This is a genomic window from Paracoccaceae bacterium Fryx2 (assembly GCA_032334235.1).
In the GTDB taxonomy this organism is placed as follows: domain Bacteria; phylum Pseudomonadota; class Alphaproteobacteria; order Rhodobacterales; family Rhodobacteraceae; genus JAVSGI01.
Window position 1 is genome coordinate 31016 of sequence record JAVSGI010000008.1, and the last position, 16885, is coordinate 47900.

The following is a 16885-nucleotide window of genomic DNA, read 5'->3' on the forward strand; positions in this document are numbered from 1 at the left end:
GTTTTTCGCCCTGTAGTCAGGGCAATCGGGTGAAGTAGGGGGTGACAAACGTCTGAAGTGGTGAATCAGTGACTTTCCATATTGCTTGGCATGGAGGGTTGCGATGGAGAATTCGGGGGCGGCTTTGGCTGCTGCGGTTGAGGCGACGGTTTTTCTTGGTTATTTCAACGAGATGCCGGATCACCGGCAGGCGGGGAAGGTGGCTTACCCTTTGGATGAGGTTCTGCTTCTTGCGCTGATGGCGGTGTTGGCCGGGGCGGAAGGTTTCACCGACATCGCGCGCTTTGGCGAGAAGAAGCTTGAGCTTTTGCGCCGCTTTCGGCCCTTCCACAACGGTACGCCGTCGCATGACCACCTGGGTGATCTTTTTGCGGCACTTGACGCTCAGGCGTTCCGGCGCTGTTTCGTGGCTTGGGTGGCGGGCCTGACCGGAACCCCTGCCAGGGTGATTGCCATTCATGGCAAGACGTCACGGCGCAGCGGCAGGAAGGGGGCCAGGGATGCGCTGCACACGGTCTCGGCCTTTGCCGCCCGCGAACGGTTGGTTCTGGCTCAGGTGAAAACCGATGCCAAGTCAAACGAGATCACCGCCATCCCGGCACTTCTGGACCTGCTATCGATCAAGGGGGCCGTGGTCACGATCGATGCCATGGGCTGTCAACGCGAGATCGCGCGCAAGATCATCGACAAGGGGGCCGATTACATTCTGGCGCTGAAGGGGAACCAGGTCAGCTTGCACAGTGACATCGAACTGTTTGTAAAAGAACAGAAATCTGTCAACTTCGCCCAAGCGAAAATCAGCACCTGCCAGACGATTGACGCCGATCATGGCCGGATCGAAACACGGCACGCAACCCTGATACACGATGTCGGATGGCTGCAGGACCGCCATGACTGGCCTGGCTTGAAAGCCGTGATCGTGATCGACAGCACCCGCGAAATCGGCGCCAAATCCGAGTGCGAGACCCGGCTTTACCTCACATCATCGCCGCTGAACGCCACCGAACTCGCACCCATGGTGCGCGACCATTGGGCCATTGAGAACAGCCTGCACTGGGTTCTCGACATGGCCTTCAAGGATGACGAAAGCCGCGTCCGAACCGATCAGGCCCCCGAGAACTTCTTCACAATCAAATACATGGCCGCCAACCTCGCACGCAAAATCCCGGGCCGGGATTCAATCCGACTGCGACTCAAAACCGCCGCCTGGGACAATGACTATCTCGCCAACCTCATCAAAGCATAATCCTTCACCCGATTCCCCTGGCGTGGGGACACGGTGGTGAAAGGCTGCGATTGCCACAGCTTTGCTCCGTTCCCTCCGCCGGCATGACCCGGATCAGGTTCGATGGGTCGGCTTTTGTCTCTCAGCCATTACGGCACCCCAACGGATGATCTTTCTATAGTTCCCAAGGCGCGGCGGGTCAAACCGATTGGAAGGAGGCGACATGTTGGACGATAGAGATGGGGTCGATGCAGATATCCCTTGACGGCTATTGCCTGTGCCAAGCTGATAGCGCCAATTTCTATATTGATTGAGGGGAACTCCACTGCAACCAGCGTCATTGCCAAGTTTGAGGGGGAATAAACCGCAATATTCTGCGCCAAAATAAATAGGAAATAATATCAGTAACTTACCAGCCAGAGATGGGGTGGATGTCAGTCCCGTCCCCTCCGCCAATCGCCGCCACAGGGAAATCGTACCTTCCCCCTCAAAAAACACTGAGGCATCGTGCTCGACTGCCGCTGAATGGCAACGAACTGCTTCTCTGCTACACGCCCCCCGCGCGTTTCAGGGAGGGGGACTCGTCAAATGTTGACCAGGTGTTGACCAAAATGCGGACGACTTATACACAAGTAAAACAGTCAACTTTTAAGTTACTGTTTTATTTGTATAATTTGGTTGCGGGAGTAGGATTTGAACCTACGACCTTCAGGTTATGAGCCGAATCTCCCGGGAGTTGCGTTCTCGTTTGACTTCAGTACGTTACGAGATAAGAGTTTGATCTCAAAACGATTTCCAACCGCGCTTTGCCGCAGCCAACCGCAGCGGACGGGTCCAAACGGGGAACGAAGTAGTTAAACAGGTTGACCTATTGTTGACCCAGAAAAATCGCTGTCACTTGCATGCGTTGGCAAAGCCGATCGACTACCCGTTGAAGCGATACTCGTTGTGCCAAGAAAGAGCCGCCGGATCGGGACGGTGGTTCAGGACTTCAGGCAAATCGATCGTTTGACCGTGCAGAGCATAGTAGTGGATGCCATTGTCGAACTCCTCCCGAATTCGCCCGCTGACTTCAAAACGAAGCTCCGGAGTGACCGTTACATACCCCGCGTCGAAAAGGCTGTGAATGTCTCGGCGCAAAAGCAATCCGTTGCGGGCCTCATGCACACCACCATCGGCGTAGGGGCGGATGTGGGCGGCTTCTAGGGCTGGCAAAGTCTTCTCTTTCGTGATCGCACAGCGCCGATGATAGATATCGGTCACAAGCACCCTGAATGCGCCCTGCCCCAGCCTTGGACGGACCAAGTGAGGCTCACCATACCGCACTGCGGGCTCAGCCATGCCTGGCATGCTGGCACTGGAAAGCCGTTCGTCGACCGCATGCCACATACTAAGCCCATCGGGGGCATCGGTGTTGTAGGTCTTGAATGAAACGATGTTCGGCGACCAACTGGCCGGAATGGGCATCCAGTCAGCCTCTTCGAAAAAGAACGGCTGGGTCAGGATGCGGCAACCGATAGGAAAGTCGCTCCGATCATTTGGGTCAGCGCGCTTGTAGTGGGCGATCCTGGCACGCATCTCCTGCGAGGATTGGGCGCCGTTCGCCTCGCCAAACGCCGACCATGCAAGGGAACAAGGGAGCACGTTGGCATATGGGCACCTCTATAAATTGCCCCATCCCCCGCACTTCGGTATGGTGAGACAGTGAACTGGCATTGGGGATGCAACGATGGCGCAGATGGGTTTTTTCGATCTTTCGGACCGTTACGCGAGCCTCGATGCCAAAAGGGATCCGCTGGTCGAAATTGATGCCGTCGTGCCGTGGGAGGAGTTTCGTCCGGCTCTTGAGTGCGTGTTTCGCTTGATGGTGGGCATCGATTTCACGGGATCATGGGCAGTCATTTCGCGTGAAGCTGGGCACTGATTTCGCGGGATCGCGGGCAGGTCTGGTCGGCAAATTGAGGATAGTTGCGCCTTCAGGAATGAAGGGGTGGCTTGATGCCGACAGGACGATTGAACATGCGCCGGATACGAGATGTTTTGCGATTGAAGCTTGGGCAAGGCCTGAGCGAGCGGTCCATTGCCGCTTCCCTCGGTCTGAGCAAGGGGAGCGTCGGAAGCTACACCCAACGGGCGCGTCATGCCGGGCTCACGTGGCCCTTGCCGGAGGGGATCGATGACGACAGCCTTGAACTTCTTTTGTTTCCAGCCCCGCCCACGGTGCCGGACGCGGAGCGGCTTGTGCCCGACTGGGCGGAGATTGACCGCGAGTTGCGCCGCCCTGGGGTGACGCGGATGCTGCTCTGGGAAGAATACCGTGCCGCGCACCCCGGGGGTTTTGCCTATACTTGGTTTTGCACGCATTACGAGGCTTGGAAGGGTCGGGTGCGCCCGACGATGCGCCAGACACATGTGGGCGGCGAGAAGGTGTTCGTCGACTTTGCCGGCGACACCATCGACGTGATCGACCCCACGACCGGCGAAGCGCGGGCCATGAAGCTGTTCGTGGCGGCAATGGGGGCATCGAATCACACCTATGCCGAGGCGGTGGCATCGGAGGGGTTGGAAGATTGGATCCTCGCGCATATCCGGATGTTCGCCTTTCTGGGCGGCGTGCCAAAGGCGGTGGTTCCGGACAATCTGAAGTCCGCCGTGATCAAGGCAGACCGGTTTGATCCGGGGCTGAACCGGACCTATGCCGAGATGGCGGCGCATTATGGCACCGCCGTTCTGCCCGCCCGGCCGCGCAAACCCCGGGACAAGGCGAAGGTGGAAGTGGCTGTCCAAGTGGCACAACGCTGGATTCTGGCGCGGCTGCGGAACCACCGGTTCTTCTCATTGGCCGAGTTGAACGTGGCGATCCGGCGGCTGCTGGACGAGTTGAACATGCGCGTGATGCGCGGCTATGGCGCCAGCCGCGCCGATCTGTTTGCCACTTTGGATCGGCCCAATCTTCAGCCCCTACCGCCCGAACCTTATGTCTTCGCCCGCTGGAAGCGCGCCCGCGTGGCACCCGACTATCACGTTGAGGTCGACAGCTCATGGTATTCCGTGCCCTTCGCGCTGATCAAACAAGAGGTCGATGTTCGCACAAGCGGCCAGACGGTCGAGATATTCCATCGTGGTCAGAGGGTTGCGAGCCACGTGCGCACCCCGGGGCGGCGCAGCCATGTCACCGTGGCCGACCATATGCCATCGGCCCATCGTCGCTTTGCCGAATGGACCCCGGCCAGAATGCTGGCGCAGGCAACCAAGACCGGCCCCGCCGTCGCCGCCTTTTGCGAGATGGTGATGGCTGACCGCCCCCATCCTGAACAGGGGTTCCGCACCTGCCTGGGTGTGCTGGCCTTGGTCAAAACCTATGGGCCGGAGCGCGTTGATGCGGCCTGCCAGCGGGGTGTGACCATCCGGGCCCGCACCGTCACCTCCATTCGTTCGATCCTCAAGACCGGCCTCGATCGCGCCTTCCTGGAAGGCTCCGAAGAGGTCGCCCCCCTCCAGCACGCCAACATTCGTGGCGGCAGCTATTACCATTGAGAAAGGACTAAAATGCTGACCCATCCCACCCACGACCGACTGTTGGCGCTCGGCCTGACCGGCATTGCATCGGCGCTCGAAGAACAACGCAGGTCAACCGCCTTCGACGCCCTCTCGTTCGAAGAGCGTCTCGGCCTGCTGGTCGACCGCGAGGCTGCAGAGCGCGACACCAAGAAACTGGCCTCCCGGCTCAAGTTTGCGGCTCTGCGCCAAGATGCCAGCGTCGAGGATCTGGACCTGCGCAGCCCACGTGGTCTTGACCGCAGTGTCATGGCGCATCTTGCCGATGGCGGCTGGATCGCCCGGCACGAGAACCTGCTGATAACCGGGCCGACCGGTTTGGGCAAAAGCTGGATCGCCTGCGCCCTTGGCCACAAGGCGTGCCGGGATGGGCGGCCCGTCCTCTATCAACGTGCGCCGCGCATGTTCGAGGCCCTTGCTCTGGCCCGTGGCGATGGCCGCCATGAACGCATCCTCAAAACCATCGCCCGCATGGATGTGCTGATCATTGACGATTGGGGCCTCGCCGTCCTCACCGCCCCGGAGCGCCGTGACCTGCTGGAAATCCTCGAAGACCGCCACGGCCGCGCTTCCACCATCGTCACAAGCCAACTCCCCGTTGACCAGTGGCACGAAGCCATCGGCGACCCAACGCTCGCAGATGCCATCCTCGACCGCCTCGTTCACAACGCACACCGCCTCACCCTCTCAGGTGAAAGCCTGCGCAGGCGCTCCGCCGTCACAAAAAAGCTTGACCAAATCGTTCAAGCCTGACTCCATGAAAGCGTCGGCCAGCCTGCCCACGATCCCGTGAAATGACTGCCCAGAATGGCGCGAAACGCGTGCCCACGATCGCGCGAAATCAGCGCCCATTCTCCGCGAAATCCGCATCTTGAGCGGGTCTGGCGCAAGCCTGTTGCGGATCGCAAGTCCCGCGCGGGGCGCAAGCCGATAGATGCGGTGCTGATGTTCAAGACGCTGGTTCTGAGCGCGCTTTACAACCTGTCGGATGATCAGATCGAATATCAGGTCCGCGACCGGCTTTCCTTTATGCGCTTCCTGGGGTTGGGCCTTGGTGACCGGGTGCCCGACGCCAAGACGGTGTGGCTGTATCGCGATGCGCTGGCGCAGGCCGGCAAGGTGGAGGAGTTGTTCGGGTTGTTTGACGGTCATTTGGCGCGGCGGGGCTACATTGCGCGCGGCGGTCAGATCCTGGACGCCTCCATCGTGCCGGTGCCGCGCAATCACAACACGCGCGATGAAAACGCAACGATCAAGAAGGGCGAGGTCCCCGAGGATTGGGCTGATAAGCCAGCGAAACGGGTGCAAAAGGATGTGGACGCACGTTGGACGAAAAAGCACGGCAAGAGCCACTACGGCTACAAGAACCATGTGAATGTGGACCGCACGCATAAGCTGGTCCGGCGCTACCACGTCACCGACGCCGCTGTGCATGACAGCCAGGCAGTGGATCATCTGCTGATGCAGGGCAACACCGGGTCTGGCGTGTGGGCGGATGCTGCTTATCGGTCCGAGGAGATGGAGGCCAAACTCCGCGCCTTAAAACTGAAAAGCCACATCCACCGCAAGGGCAATCGGGGCAAGCCGCTGACCGACCAGGCCAAGGGCAGCAACCGCACCAAATCCACCGTGCGGGTCCGGGTTGAGCACATCTTCGGCGCGCAGGCCAACGACATGGGCGGCACCCTGGTGCGCACCATCGGCTTGGTGCGGGCGAAGGCCAAAGTCGGCATGAAGAATCTCGCCTACAACATGCGCCGCCTCGGCCAACTGGGTCGCATCAACCCGCACCCAGCCTGAAAACGGTCGGCCAAGGACGCAGATCGCCCCGCGCATCGCTAAAAACGGCCCTGAACCGAAGGTCCGCGAGGCGAAATGGGCGGCAGATCATAAAAACCAAGGCAACAATCGGTCAGCTGAAGGTCGCTGCCGCGCTTCGGGCAGAACCTGCTATGCCGTTGCCGCGAAAACAGTCAAAAATCGAGGTGCCCATATGCGAATACACCGCCACCGACAACGAAGTTGCGAGGCGAGTGCAGTTTGAACAAGAAGAGTTCGCCCGGCGTCAATGCCTTGAAATTCCCACCCGACGGCGCCCAAAAGTTGACCTCTGCCAAATCCCGCTTCTGCCGGAGCATATCGAACCAATTCCAGTCGGTCACGGCGAGGACGAGGTTGATGCCCATTCAGGAAGCCCCGTAGCTGCGCTCGATCAGAGGCTTTGCCCGTTCCAGATCATCTGCGGTGGTCAAGGTGATTTCCAGATCGCCGGTGCCGAAATGGCCTACTGTCGAGACATCCCGGGTGAAGCCATGCTCAATCGACACTGTTGTGGGGTCGACCTTCAGAAAGATCAGAATCTTGCCAGTTGTCGGGCGAAACTCCACACAGGCAAAATTCTTGATCCGCTTGAACGCGATGTAGAACCTCAGCGTTGTTTCCTGCACATCATCGCCCAGCGCGGTCAGGTGGGCCCGAAGTGCCTCGAACCTATCGTTCATGGCGGCATCCAGTTCTGTCATGACGGTGCCGATCGTCTTGTACTTGCCCGGGACAGCCACCGCGCCATTGCCTGTCCCTCCCGGAACCGACACCCCTTTCACAGATATTGCCGCCACAAGATCAAGCATCAGCAGATCGCCCCCGAAGCGGCGATACCGGATCAGCTCGATATTGCGCTGGATTTGCTTGACCGCGTGATCATCGTAGCGATTGAAATCACCGGCGATGCAAATCAGCCGCGGGGCGGACCAGTCGACCGCATCGGCGGCGTTCTTGCCCAATTTTTCCAGCACCAGCCACTGAAAATCTTTGCGGTGATCCATGAGCCAGTCGAGGTAGAACGGCCCCTGATTGATCACGTTCTCATTTGAGGCCCGCTTGTATTCCACGATTACTGGGCAGCCGTTTTCATCTAGGCCCAGCGTATCGATGCGGCCTCCGTGCGTGGTGGTGAATTCGGTGGCAAGAAATCGAACGCCCAGCAAAGGTTCGAGATTGGTTTCGAACAATATCTGGACCGACTTTTCGACCGTGTCCGTCGTTCCGGTCAGTTCGCTAACCGTGCCTGCGCCAATGCGGAAAAGCTTGATGTCACTCAAAGTGCTGCCCTCGAACTTTCATTGTCCCTGTCTTTCGATCAGCTTGGCCGATTGCGGGTCATAAACGTAGTTAGAAATCGTCCCGTCCCTGATCTTTTCGACCGCTTCGTCGATCGCGAACAGAGGCACTAGAAACCATTCACGAGGAACGACGGGATTGCCAAAACGGTCACTGATCTCAATGTCGAGGCGGGCAACGTCAAAGATGCGGTGGATCAGCTTCTCCAGCTTGGTTCGGTTGATGTTGTAAAGCTCATACGTGGCGACCACCTCGACATCGGCGAGCAGAAATGTTGGCTGCAATCTTGCCGCTGCAATACGCTGCTTGACGCTCATGTTGGTCACGCCGATCTTGTGCACCAGTTTGCGGTTGGCCGCGACAGTGGGATGGTCGGACTTGCTGCGCAGGACATAAACGGTGCCGCTCGCCTCGTCCCCGTCCGCGGTGTGATCAGCAAACAAGGGCCCTGCCGTGGGATCGGTGATACGCCTGCCTGCGTCGTCCTTGTTCAGCGATCGTTGAAGCGAGCGCATCAGCATATTGCTTTGGGTGCCGTTGTCGAAAATCACACGAAGCCGGGCATCAGTGCGTCCTTGGGCATTTGTGAACACGTCGTCCATTTCGGCGACATATGCTTTCTGGCCACTTACGATAAAGAAACTGCCAGGCCGAATTTCTGCCTTGAGCTCAAAGGGCCGCGAGGTGCGTATGCCAGCATTCAGCTCTTTCTGAACCTGTTCAAAGATAGGCTTAAAGGTCTCGAAGTCCTCGCACTTGTCTCGATTGGCAATCTCCTCGGCCGCGCGCTTTTCGACACTTGACCGCACGTGGCGAAGCTCTGTGATGCTGGCAGTTGCGACTTCCACACCAAGTTCAGCAAGCAGGGCATCATCATCAAGATCATCTGTTTCGGCCGATAAATCCGCCGCTTGCCCAGACAAAAGCCCTTGATGATCGAGCGGCTCAAGGATTTCCCGGCATTCGGCAAGGTCGCGCAGACGATCCAGCCGCACGGCATAGAGGCGCTCGAAGATATCAAGGGCATCGTCATGGCGAGGGGCATGGCCGTGCTCATCAAAGAAGCGCTGAACCTCCTCAAAACCAGCAATGATCCGTTCTTCGCGCGGCGTCCGGCTGGATGCCTTCTTTGGTACGACCTCGACGCCTAGTTCGGCAAGGAGTGCGTCATCGTCATCATTAAAGTCAGCCATGGGCAGCCTCCGCTTTCATCCGGGCGAGGTAGGCAACACCCTCGGCCATCCGCTTTTCCCATGCGTCCTGCGATGTGATCGAAGGCAGCCGTCCTCGATCCTGCTTGAACTTCAGGGCCCGTTTCGCAAGGTCGCGGGCTTCATCTGGTGTGAGGTTCACCTTCTTGGCAGAAATTACCGAAGCAACCTGTTTCAGGCTTTCTTCACTCATGGTCTTGGCGAGGATGGCATAGGCCTCGCCGAATGGATTGATCCGGTCGATCAGGTCGATATCCAGCTCGCGCACGTCCATCGCGAACTTGCGCACGCCGTCGATCAGCGCCGTGTTGCCGATCGCCTCGGTCACAGCACCTGTCAAAGCAACGGCCTTCGCCTGCTGCGTCAGGTTCAGAGCTGCAACGGCGTGTTGGCGCACAGCCTCGCTATCCTGATCGTCAAGGTCCGGGTAGCGCGCCTTGATGATCTTGCCCATACGCACTTGGGTCAGCTCTTCGGGCACAAGTTCCTCATCGAACAGCCCGCGCTCGATCGTGGTCTTGTCCTGCACAAAGGCGGTTATCACTTCGTTCAGATCCTGCTGGCAGATGCGCTCGGCCTCCTTGCTTTTCGGCTCAATCAATCCCTTGATCTCGATCTGGAACTTGCCGCTTTCCTCGTTGAAGCCGACATTGCACTTTTTCGGATCATAGCCATCGGCCCCATAGTCGAACCCCTCGGTGGCGACGTTCGTTGCCACCTTGGGTTTGAACTCGAAACGCGGCGCCAACACCTGTTCCATCAGCAGGCTGGCGGCGATGGCCTTCAGCGTATCGTTCACCGCCTCTGTCACGGTCTCCGACGATGCATCCGGTTCGGCAATCAGGTTGGTAAAGCGGGCGCGGGTCTTGCCCGGGGCATCGCGGGTAGCGCGGCCGATGATCTGCACTATTTCGGTTAGAGAGGCGCGATAGCCGACGGTCAGCGCGTGTTCGCACCAGATCCAGTCAAACCCCTCTTTTGCCATGCCAAGCGCGATGATGATGTCCACATGATCACGGTTCATCTTCTGCGCTGGGTCTTTCAGCCCCGCCGATACCTTGTCCCGCTTGGGCCCTTCGTCGTCGACCAGATCGGCGATGCGCAGCACCCGGCCGTCGGGACGCATCACCAGTTGAAAGCCAGTCACCGGGTCAAGGCCCTGCCAGTCGCCCAGCGCATCGATGATGTGCTCGACCTCGCGGTGCTTGTCCTTGGTGCTTTCGCGGGAGTTCACGTTGGGGATGTGGATGATCGTCTTCTCGTCAGGGTCCAGAACCTTCAGGATATCGTCGGCATAGGAGCCGGAGTAGAAATAATACCCGATATCCAGCAATTTCAGATATTTATACCCGTTCAGCTGCTCGTAATAGGTATAGGTGACGGTGTCGAATTTCGACTCGTCATGGGGGGCCAGAACGGCCTCGGCATCACCGCGGAAATATGATCCCGTCATGGCGACCACATGCACCTTGTCGCGGGCGATCAGCGCCCCGAGGTGCTGGCCGAGCCGGTTGTCCGGGTTGGCAGAGACGTGGTGAAATTCATCTACAGCGATCAGCCGGTCATCGAAGGCCTCGATCCCGTATTTCTCGACCGCGTTGCGAAACGTGGCGTGGGCGCAGACCAGCACACGATCATCACTGGCAAGGAAGGCGCCGACAGCATTTGCTTTACCGCCATCCGATCCCGGCGCGTTGCACAGGTTCCATTTCGGCTCCACCCGCCAGTCGGCCCAGAACCCGAACTCGGTCAGCGGCTCGTCGTTAAAGCTGGAGCCGATCGAGCGTTCGGGCACCGTGATGATTGCCTGCTTCAGGCCCTGATTGTGCAGCTTGTCGAGGGCGATGAACATCAGCGCACGGGATTTGCCAGAGGCGGGCGGCGATTTGATCAGCAGATAGGGCTCGCCGCGCTTGTCATAAGCGCGTTCCTGCATCGGACGCATGCCTAACTCGTTCGGGCTTTGGTCCTTGCCGGTGCTTGCATAGGTGACCGAGACGGAGGGGACGGACTTACGCATTTGAAATTCCTTTCGAAACTTTCCTCGCCGAGTCCCAAGCCGTTTGGATCGCCGAAGGACTAGCAAGAAAGAACTCACCGCCAAGTGAATCGCCGTGCTCAACAAGGAGCCGCTTCATCTCAGATTCTCCAGCCAGAGCATGTTTGGACGAAGGATAAGGACCTTCGCCCTCTAAGTCGTTGGAGTGCAATGCCGTCCATGAAAACAATCCTGCGGGCAACGCAGCGTTCAGTCCATCGCGCCGTGACAGAGGACTCACTGAAAATCCCACTTTAATAATTGACTGCCCGTTTGTCGGTTTCCCCAAAAATACACGCCGGTCGCCATTGAGCTTAAGTATATAAAGCTGTTTTGGACCTTCTGACTCTCGCGTAAAATAGCCATTCTGAGACACTGGGCCCGGCTTCGAAGGTTGCAACAATATGCTGCCCTGAACCGGTGATGCGGCATCAACTTCGATTTCACCGAAAACTGACGTTTCCACCAAAATAAGATCGAAAAGCTTTTGAGATTCTTTCGCCGTCAGTCGCATCCCGAGCGAACCAATAACTTGCGCACGACCCGAAGTGTAAGTTTCATCTGCAAAGTGATCGATCAAGGCATAGGATTCTGGGGCAACGTGCCATGCCCGAGTTGCCTTAACAGCAAGGTCCCACTTCCCCATAGTTTCAGCGTCCGCTTCTTTTGTTGCCCAAGCAACCGGGTCCATGAATGCTTTGGCAAAGTTTACACGATGTGAGACCTGCTGGATGCCGATGATCTGCCCCCGTTGTTCTTTGGGTGCTTTGCTCTTGTGGCCGTAGATCACAACCAGCGCCCCAGGCTTGGTTTCGCGTACAAAATGGTCACGTTGACCTTTATTCGAAAAACCCAAAAAACCCCAACTTGATGGGTTGAAACCATAGAAGCTTGTCAACCATACGTTGGGTGGTGAGGCCACAATCGCTTCGGCGGGAGTCATCATGCGGTCACCTTCTTGGTCATTTTCGTGTACATCTCGAACAGTTTTTCCAGCCGTTCGGTGTCGTTCTTGAAGCGACGGCCGATGTAGATGCGCTCAAGCGTTTCGTCGTTGCGGTCATGGGCGGCGCGCAGGTTTTCTGGCATCTTTTCGGGGTCGTAGAGGTCGGCGATGGTGGCTGGAAAATGCGCCTCTCGGGCGAGGAGGATGTTTTCGGCGCAGGCGGTCAGGTCGGATTTGTTCTTTTCGGTGAGGGTGGGGACGGGGAAGGTGTTCCAGCCGAGAGTGTTGGAGTAACGGTAGTCCGTCTTAATCTTTCCGCACACTGTTGCAATCCAAGCGAGATGAGTCCTGCTTGCGTAGATCGCCAAATTCCAAAGCGGAGCATCGTAAAGGGCCGAGGCACTATCGCCAACAATGTCGCCAACCTTGCCTACTACAAATGGCAAGTATTCGCGATTTTCTGAGGTGTGTCGCGGAATGACGAATGGTAACTCGGTTCCGATTTGACGTATTTCTCCAAACATGAATGGCCTTTTCGCCAAGGCGTTGGTCTGCGTTTTGTCGCTTTCAAGCCTCATACTCTGTGTTGCCGCTAATCGTCTTGAAATCTCAGCGTTTCCAGATAGTTGGCTGACAGCATATTCCGAGAGCCACAAACAGTATCGGATTTTCCCGTTGATGGAGTCATCAGAGCCAATAAACTGGCGAACGACTTCCTGACGGGTCTTTGGGTGAAACTTAAGAGCAGTAATCTCTTCGCGATCAAGTAGAAGGTTGCCGCCGTCAGTTGGCGCGCTTCCCTTAGTCATTTGAGAAAGTGCGCTAAGTGGCGCACTGCGCTTTTCAACAATCACATTCTGTGCGGGAGCAAGATAATAGTTGATTGCCTCAACGTCCTTGACTGAAGTATTTCCCTCTCGATCAATTGAATACAGTCGTCTATTCGTAACCGGCAAACATGTGAATCCAACTATTACCACAGTAACACCGGCATTATTCTTTGCTAAGTTCGCCCATTTGAAACTCGTATGAGCAAAGCAGATATCGTTGCACGCTCGGGAAATAAGTGGCCAGAGACTAGCAACTTGCTGTCCTTGGCAGATCGAGTTGGTAGAAACGAATGCAGCGATTGTGCCCGTTTTCCGCCCGTAATCAGCGGCCTTCATAAACCATCCAGCAACGTAGTCGAGTGACTTCCAAGTCGAAACACGGCCGTCAAAGATGGACTTCAAATCTGATTTTCTGCTCTCATCCTCCTGCTTTAGCCGCTTGCGCTCTTGAATGCTTGCGCCTTTGGGTGCCTTGGTTGTTGCCCCCACATACGGCGGGTTCCCGCAAATATACGTCTCGCCGCCCTCATTCTCGAAATCAATCTGCGCCTGATCCAGTGGCGTGTGGAACAGATCCTCGGCGTGATACCGCACCCCCGTGCCCGTGGGCGGGCAGATCGACAGCCAGTCCAGCCGCAGGGCGTTACCCTGGGTGATCCAGTTCTGCGCGTTCAGCGGCAGGAACTCGGTCCGCGCCTGCACAGCGCCGCGATAGGTGACGTCGCATTGAAACTCGGCGATGATCAGCGCCAGGCGGGCAATTTCGGCGGCAAAGTCGCGCAGCTCAATCCCGCGAAAGTTGGTCTTGGGAATGTCAGATTTGCGATCCGCCTCGCCCCGGCGCTGGTTGATCACCGCCTCGATCGCCCGCATCTCCTTGTAGGCGATGACAAGGAAGTTGCCCGATCCGCAGGCGGGGTCAAACACCCTGATCTTGGCCATGCGATTGCGCAGGTTCAGCAGTTTGCGGGGGTTGTCGGCGGCCTCGTCCATCTGTGCGCGCAGATCGTCGAGGAACAGCGGGTTCAGCACCTTCAGGATATTCGGCACGGATGTGTAGTGCATCCCGAGGGCCGATCGCTCCCCCTCATCCGCGACCGCCTGAATCATCGACCCGAAGATGTCCGGGTTGATCTTGGTCCAGTCGAGGCTGCCGATGTGCAACAGGTAGCTGCGCGCAATCTTGGAAAAGCGCGGAACATCGGCATCGCCGGAAAAGAGCCCGCCGTTCACGTAGGGAAAGGCATTGGCCCAGTTCCGCAGGTCAGAGGCAGCGCGATCGCCCAGCTTTGTGTTCATGCCGCGAAAGATTTCGCTGATGACCCAGTTCGTGTTGCCGGAATCCTTGTCGCTGAACTGGCTGACGGTGGTGGTGAACAGCCCCTCGGAATGGAAGATGCCGGTGTCTTCGGCAAAAAAGCAAAAGATCAGCCGCGCCACGAAGTGGTTCATGTCATGGCGACGCGCCTCGGTACCCCAGTCCGGGTTGTCTTTCAGCAGCTCGACATAAAGCCGGTTCAGGCGGCCGGTTGCCTTTATGGGCACCTCTATAAATTGCCCCATCCCCCGCACTTCGGTATGGTGAGACAGTGAACTGGCATTGGGGATGCAACGATGGCGCAGATGGGTTTTTTCGATCTTTCGGACCGTTACGCGAGCCTCGATGCCAAAAGGGATCCGCTGGTCGAAATTGATGCCGTCGTGCCGTGGGAGGAGTTTCGTCCGGCTCTTGAGCGGGTCTGGCGCAAGCCTGTTGCGGATCGCAAGTCCCGCGCGGGGCGCAAGCCGATAGATGCGGTGCTGATGTTCAAGACGCTGGTTCTGAGCGCGCTTTACAACCTGTCGGATGATCAGATCGAATATCAGGTCCGCGACCGGCTTTCCTTTATGCGCTTCCTGGGGTTGGGCCTTGGTGACCGGGTGCCCGACGCCAAGACGGTGTGGCTGTATCGCGATGCGCTGGCGCAGGCCGGCAAGGTGGAGGAGTTGTTCGGGTTGTTTGACGGTCATTTGGCGCGGCGGGGCTACATTGCGCGCGGCGGTCAGATCCTGGACGCCTCCATCGTGCCGGTGCCGCGCAATCACAACACGCGCGATGAAAACGCAACGATCAAGAAGGGCGAGGTCCCCGAGGATTGGGCTGATAAGCCAGCGAAACGGGTGCAAAAGGATGTGGACGCACGTTGGACGAAAAAGCACGGCAAGAGCCACTACGGCTACAAGAACCATGTGAATGTGGACCGCACGCATAAGCTGGTCCGGCGCTACCACGTCACCGACGCCGCTGTGCATGACAGCCAGGCAGTGGATCATCTGCTGATGCAGGGCAACACCGGGTCTGGCGTGTGGGCGGATGCTGCTTATCGGTCCGAGGAGATGGAGGCCAAACTCCGCGCCTTAAAACTGAAAAGCCACATCCACCGCAAGGGCAATCGGGGCAAGCCGCTGACCGACCAGGCCAAGGGCAGCAACCGCACCAAATCCACCGTGCGGGTCCGGGTTGAGCACATCTTCGGCGCGCAGGCCAACGACATGGGCGGCACCCTGGTGCGCACCATCGGCTTGGTGCGGGCGAAGGCCAAAGTCGGCATGAAGAATCTCGCCTACAACATGCGCCGCCTCGGCCAACTGGGTCGCATCAACCCGCACCCAGCCTGAAAACGGTCGGCCAAGGACGCAGATCGCCCCGCGCATCGCTAAAAACGGCCCTGAACCGAAGGTCCGCGAGGCGAAATGGGCGGCAGATCATAAAAACCAAGGCAACAATCGGTCAGCTGAAGGTCGCTGCCGCGCTTCGGGCAGAACCTGCTATGCCGTTGCCGCGAAAACAGTCAAAAATCGAGGTGCCCTTATGTCAAACGCGCTTTCGCGGATCTGCTTGATGGTGGTGATACCCGCGAGCGGCAGGAAGAAACCGAAGTGGTCGTGGAAATCGGCATAGGCACAGGCGACAGTTTCGCCAGTGGTAAGGTCTTCAGCCTCAAGCGTCGTCCCATCGGTGGCGAGGATGAACTTGGCTTTGGCCTTAGCTGTCGCCGGGCTGGCGCGCAGCGCGTCAAGCATCTGCGTGACAGCCCCGGCAGGGCAGGTGGCGATGTGGATGTTGTCGGTCTGCAGCACGCCGTCGAGGTCGGACTTGTTCGAAACGCCCTGGCGCAGGCGTTTAAGTGTGGCATCTTTGTTCCCGAATGCCTCAAGGAAAGCGTAGGGAAATTCGGCAGCATCAAACGGTTGTTCAGCGAGGTCAGAAATGGCTTGTTCAATTTCGACAGCGTTCATACGGCATTCCAGGGATTCATGATGTCTATGCCGCAGCCTTCGAAATCTTTGACATTTCGCGTGGCAATGGCCGCACCGCAGGCACAGGCGATTGCGGCAATCTGACAGTCAGCGTCCATGATCGGCTTACCTGCTGCACGGCGGGTAGCCGCAATCTCGGCATAACAACGGGCGGCGGGGCTGTCGAAAGGCAGGATGCGGCCTGCAAAGTCCTGATCGATCATCGCATCGATGGCGCCGACAAGCCGATCGCGCCGCTGCCCAGCTGGCAGGATGGCCGCACCCGTGCGCAATTCGGCCTCGCTCACCGCAGTCAGGAACAGCGTGTCGGCGGCATGACCGGCGAACCATGCCAGGACCGCAGTGTCCGGCTTGGCGCGCATGAGTTCAGAAACGACATTGGTGTCGATGATGATCATGCGTCACTCAAAGTCCGGCGAAGCGCGCATTGGCGTCCTGGCTGGCAGCGCGAGATCAACGCCACCCAGCGCTGCAAACCGCTGGTGGATTGAATGGCCTAGGTTTTTTGGGGCGCTGGGCTGGCCGACAACTTGCCGCAAAATATCGCGCGCCTCCTCCTCCATCGACCGGCCATGCTCGGCCGCCCTCACGCGCAAGCGGCGCTTCACATCATCGTCGAGATTTCGAATCGTAATGCTGGCCATCGGGTTCCCTCCT

The 16885-nt window shown here is 58.1% G+C and carries 14 protein-coding genes, 2 pseudogenes and 1 riboswitch; of the genes and pseudogenes, 6 read left to right on the plus strand and 10 right to left on the minus strand.

All coding sequences use genetic code 11. The features are described 5' to 3' along the window. The first annotated feature begins 103 nt into the window (after positions 1-103). Entirely contained in the window at positions 104-1246 is a 1143-nt protein-coding gene (locus RNZ50_26105; protein ID MDT8858436.1) for an ISAs1 family transposase, read from the plus strand. 53 nt (positions 1247-1299) lie between these two features. Next, positions 1300-1397: riboswitch (TPP riboswitch) on the minus strand. A gap of 752 nt (positions 1398-2149) precedes the next feature. Here RNZ50_26105 and RNZ50_26110 read toward each other — a convergent pair. Next, a complete protein-coding gene (locus RNZ50_26110) occupies positions 2150-2803 on the minus strand; it encodes an HNH endonuclease (protein MDT8858437.1) in 654 nt (217 codons plus the stop codon). A 151-nt stretch (positions 2804-2954) separates the two neighbouring features. Here RNZ50_26110 and RNZ50_26115 point away from each other — a divergent pair. The 4 genes and pseudogenes from RNZ50_26115 (at position 2955) to RNZ50_26130 (ending at position 6583) form a co-directional block, all read left to right on the plus strand. Further along, positions 2955-3086 (plus strand): annotated as a pseudogene (locus tag RNZ50_26115) (IS5/IS1182 family transposase). 137 nt (positions 3087-3223) lie between these two features. After that, the gene (gene istA, locus RNZ50_26120) at positions 3224-4762 is read left to right on the plus strand and encodes an IS21 family transposase (GenBank protein ID MDT8858438.1); all 1539 of its coding nucleotides are present in this window, start codon (positions 3224-3226) and stop codon (positions 4760-4762) included. 12 nt (positions 4763-4774) lie between these two features. Then, positions 4775-5536: an IS21-like element helper ATPase IstB gene (gene istB, locus RNZ50_26125; GenBank protein MDT8858439.1), complete on the plus strand. Its 762-nt coding sequence runs from the start codon at positions 4775-4777 to the stop codon at positions 5534-5536. Positions 5537-5653: 117 nt separating this feature from the next. After that, positions 5654-6583, plus strand: a pseudogene (locus RNZ50_26130) (IS5 family transposase). A 173-nt stretch (positions 6584-6756) separates the two neighbouring features. Here RNZ50_26130 and RNZ50_26135 read toward each other — a convergent pair. From RNZ50_26135 to RNZ50_26160, 6 genes are read right to left on the minus strand one after another with little or no spacing between them, the layout of a single operon-like run. Beyond that, positions 6757-6969: a hypothetical protein gene (locus RNZ50_26135; GenBank protein MDT8858440.1), complete on the minus strand. Its 213-nt coding sequence runs from the start codon at positions 6967-6969 to the stop codon at positions 6757-6759. Further along, positions 6970-7884 (minus strand): DUF5655 domain-containing protein, encoded by a 915-nt coding sequence (locus tag RNZ50_26140; protein ID MDT8858441.1) that lies wholly within the window; start codon positions 7882-7884, stop codon positions 6970-6972. 18 nt (positions 7885-7902) lie between these two features. Then, complete coding sequence (locus RNZ50_26145) at positions 7903-9096, minus strand: GIY-YIG nuclease family protein (GenBank protein MDT8858442.1); 1194 nt, start codon at positions 9094-9096, stop codon at positions 7903-7905. After that, on the minus strand, positions 9089-11134 hold the full coding sequence (locus RNZ50_26150; GenBank protein ID MDT8858443.1) for a DEAD/DEAH box helicase: 2046 nt from the start codon (positions 11132-11134) through the stop codon (positions 9089-9091). Before RNZ50_26150 ends, RNZ50_26145 begins: the two co-directional genes overlap by 8 nt. Then, a complete protein-coding gene (locus RNZ50_26155) occupies positions 11127-12098 on the minus strand; it encodes a hypothetical protein (protein ID MDT8858444.1) in 972 nt (323 codons plus the stop codon). Before RNZ50_26155 ends, RNZ50_26150 begins: the two co-directional genes overlap by 8 nt. Further along, positions 12095-14491, minus strand: coding sequence for a DNA methyltransferase (locus RNZ50_26160; protein MDT8858445.1), 2397 nt, complete (start codon positions 14489-14491; stop codon positions 12095-12097). The genes RNZ50_26155 and RNZ50_26160 overlap by 4 nt, the downstream gene beginning before the upstream one ends. Before the next feature lie 51 nt (positions 14492-14542). Here RNZ50_26160 and RNZ50_26165 point away from each other — a divergent pair, with 51 nt between their 5' ends. Beyond that, entirely contained in the window at positions 14543-15586 is a 1044-nt protein-coding gene (locus RNZ50_26165) for an IS5 family transposase (protein MDT8858446.1), read from the plus strand. A 150-nt stretch (positions 15587-15736) separates the two neighbouring features. On the opposite strand, the gene RNZ50_26170 is transcribed toward RNZ50_26165, so the two are convergent. From RNZ50_26170 to RNZ50_26180, 3 genes are read right to left on the minus strand one after another with little or no spacing between them, the layout of a single operon-like run. After that, on the minus strand, positions 15737-16207 hold the full coding sequence (locus RNZ50_26170; protein MDT8858447.1) for a hypothetical protein: 471 nt from the start codon (positions 16205-16207) through the stop codon (positions 15737-15739). Further along, positions 16204-16626, minus strand: a complete 423-nt coding sequence (locus tag RNZ50_26175) for a type II toxin-antitoxin system VapC family toxin (protein MDT8858448.1) — start codon at positions 16624-16626, stop codon at positions 16204-16206. Before RNZ50_26175 ends, RNZ50_26170 begins: the two co-directional genes overlap by 4 nt. A 3-nt stretch (positions 16627-16629) precedes the next feature. Then, positions 16630-16872: a plasmid stabilization protein gene (locus tag RNZ50_26180; protein ID MDT8858449.1), complete on the minus strand. Its 243-nt coding sequence runs from the start codon at positions 16870-16872 to the stop codon at positions 16630-16632. Between the last annotated feature and the right edge of the window lie 13 nt (positions 16873-16885).

Excerpts from the sequence above, each read along its gene's own strand:
- RNZ50_26105 (MDT8858436.1), top strand. The coding sequence starts at position 104 with ATGGAGAATTCGGGGGCGGCTTTGGCTGCTGCGGTTGAGGCGACGGTT.
- RNZ50_26110 (MDT8858437.1), bottom strand. The coding sequence starts at position 2,803 with ATGCGTGCCAGGATCGCCCACTACAAGCGCGCTGACCCAAATGATCGG.
- istA (MDT8858438.1), top strand. The coding sequence starts at position 3,224 with ATGCCGACAGGACGATTGAACATGCGCCGGATACGAGATGTTTTGCGA.
- istB (MDT8858439.1), top strand. The coding sequence starts at position 4,775 with ATGCTGACCCATCCCACCCACGACCGACTGTTGGCGCTCGGCCTGACC.
- RNZ50_26135 (MDT8858440.1), bottom strand. The coding sequence starts at position 6,969 with ATGGGCATCAACCTCGTCCTCGCCGTGACCGACTGGAATTGGTTCGAT.
- RNZ50_26145 (MDT8858442.1), bottom strand. The coding sequence starts at position 9,096 with ATGGCTGACTTTAATGATGACGATGACGCACTCCTTGCCGAACTAGGC.
- RNZ50_26150 (MDT8858443.1), bottom strand. The coding sequence starts at position 11,134 with ATGCGTAAGTCCGTCCCCTCCGTCTCGGTCACCTATGCAAGCACCGGC.
- RNZ50_26155 (MDT8858444.1), bottom strand. The coding sequence starts at position 12,098 with ATGATGACTCCCGCCGAAGCGATTGTGGCCTCACCACCCAACGTATGG.
- RNZ50_26160 (MDT8858445.1), bottom strand. The coding sequence starts at position 14,491 with ATGGGGCAATTTATAGAGGTGCCCATAAAGGCAACCGGCCGCCTGAAC.
- RNZ50_26165 (MDT8858446.1), top strand. The coding sequence starts at position 14,543 with ATGGCGCAGATGGGTTTTTTCGATCTTTCGGACCGTTACGCGAGCCTC.
- RNZ50_26170 (MDT8858447.1), bottom strand. The coding sequence starts at position 16,207 with ATGAACGCTGTCGAAATTGAACAAGCCATTTCTGACCTCGCTGAACAA.
- RNZ50_26175 (MDT8858448.1), bottom strand. The coding sequence starts at position 16,626 with ATGATCATCATCGACACCAATGTCGTTTCTGAACTCATGCGCGCCAAG.
- RNZ50_26180 (MDT8858449.1), bottom strand. The coding sequence starts at position 16,872 with ATGGCCAGCATTACGATTCGAAATCTCGACGATGATGTGAAGCGCCGC.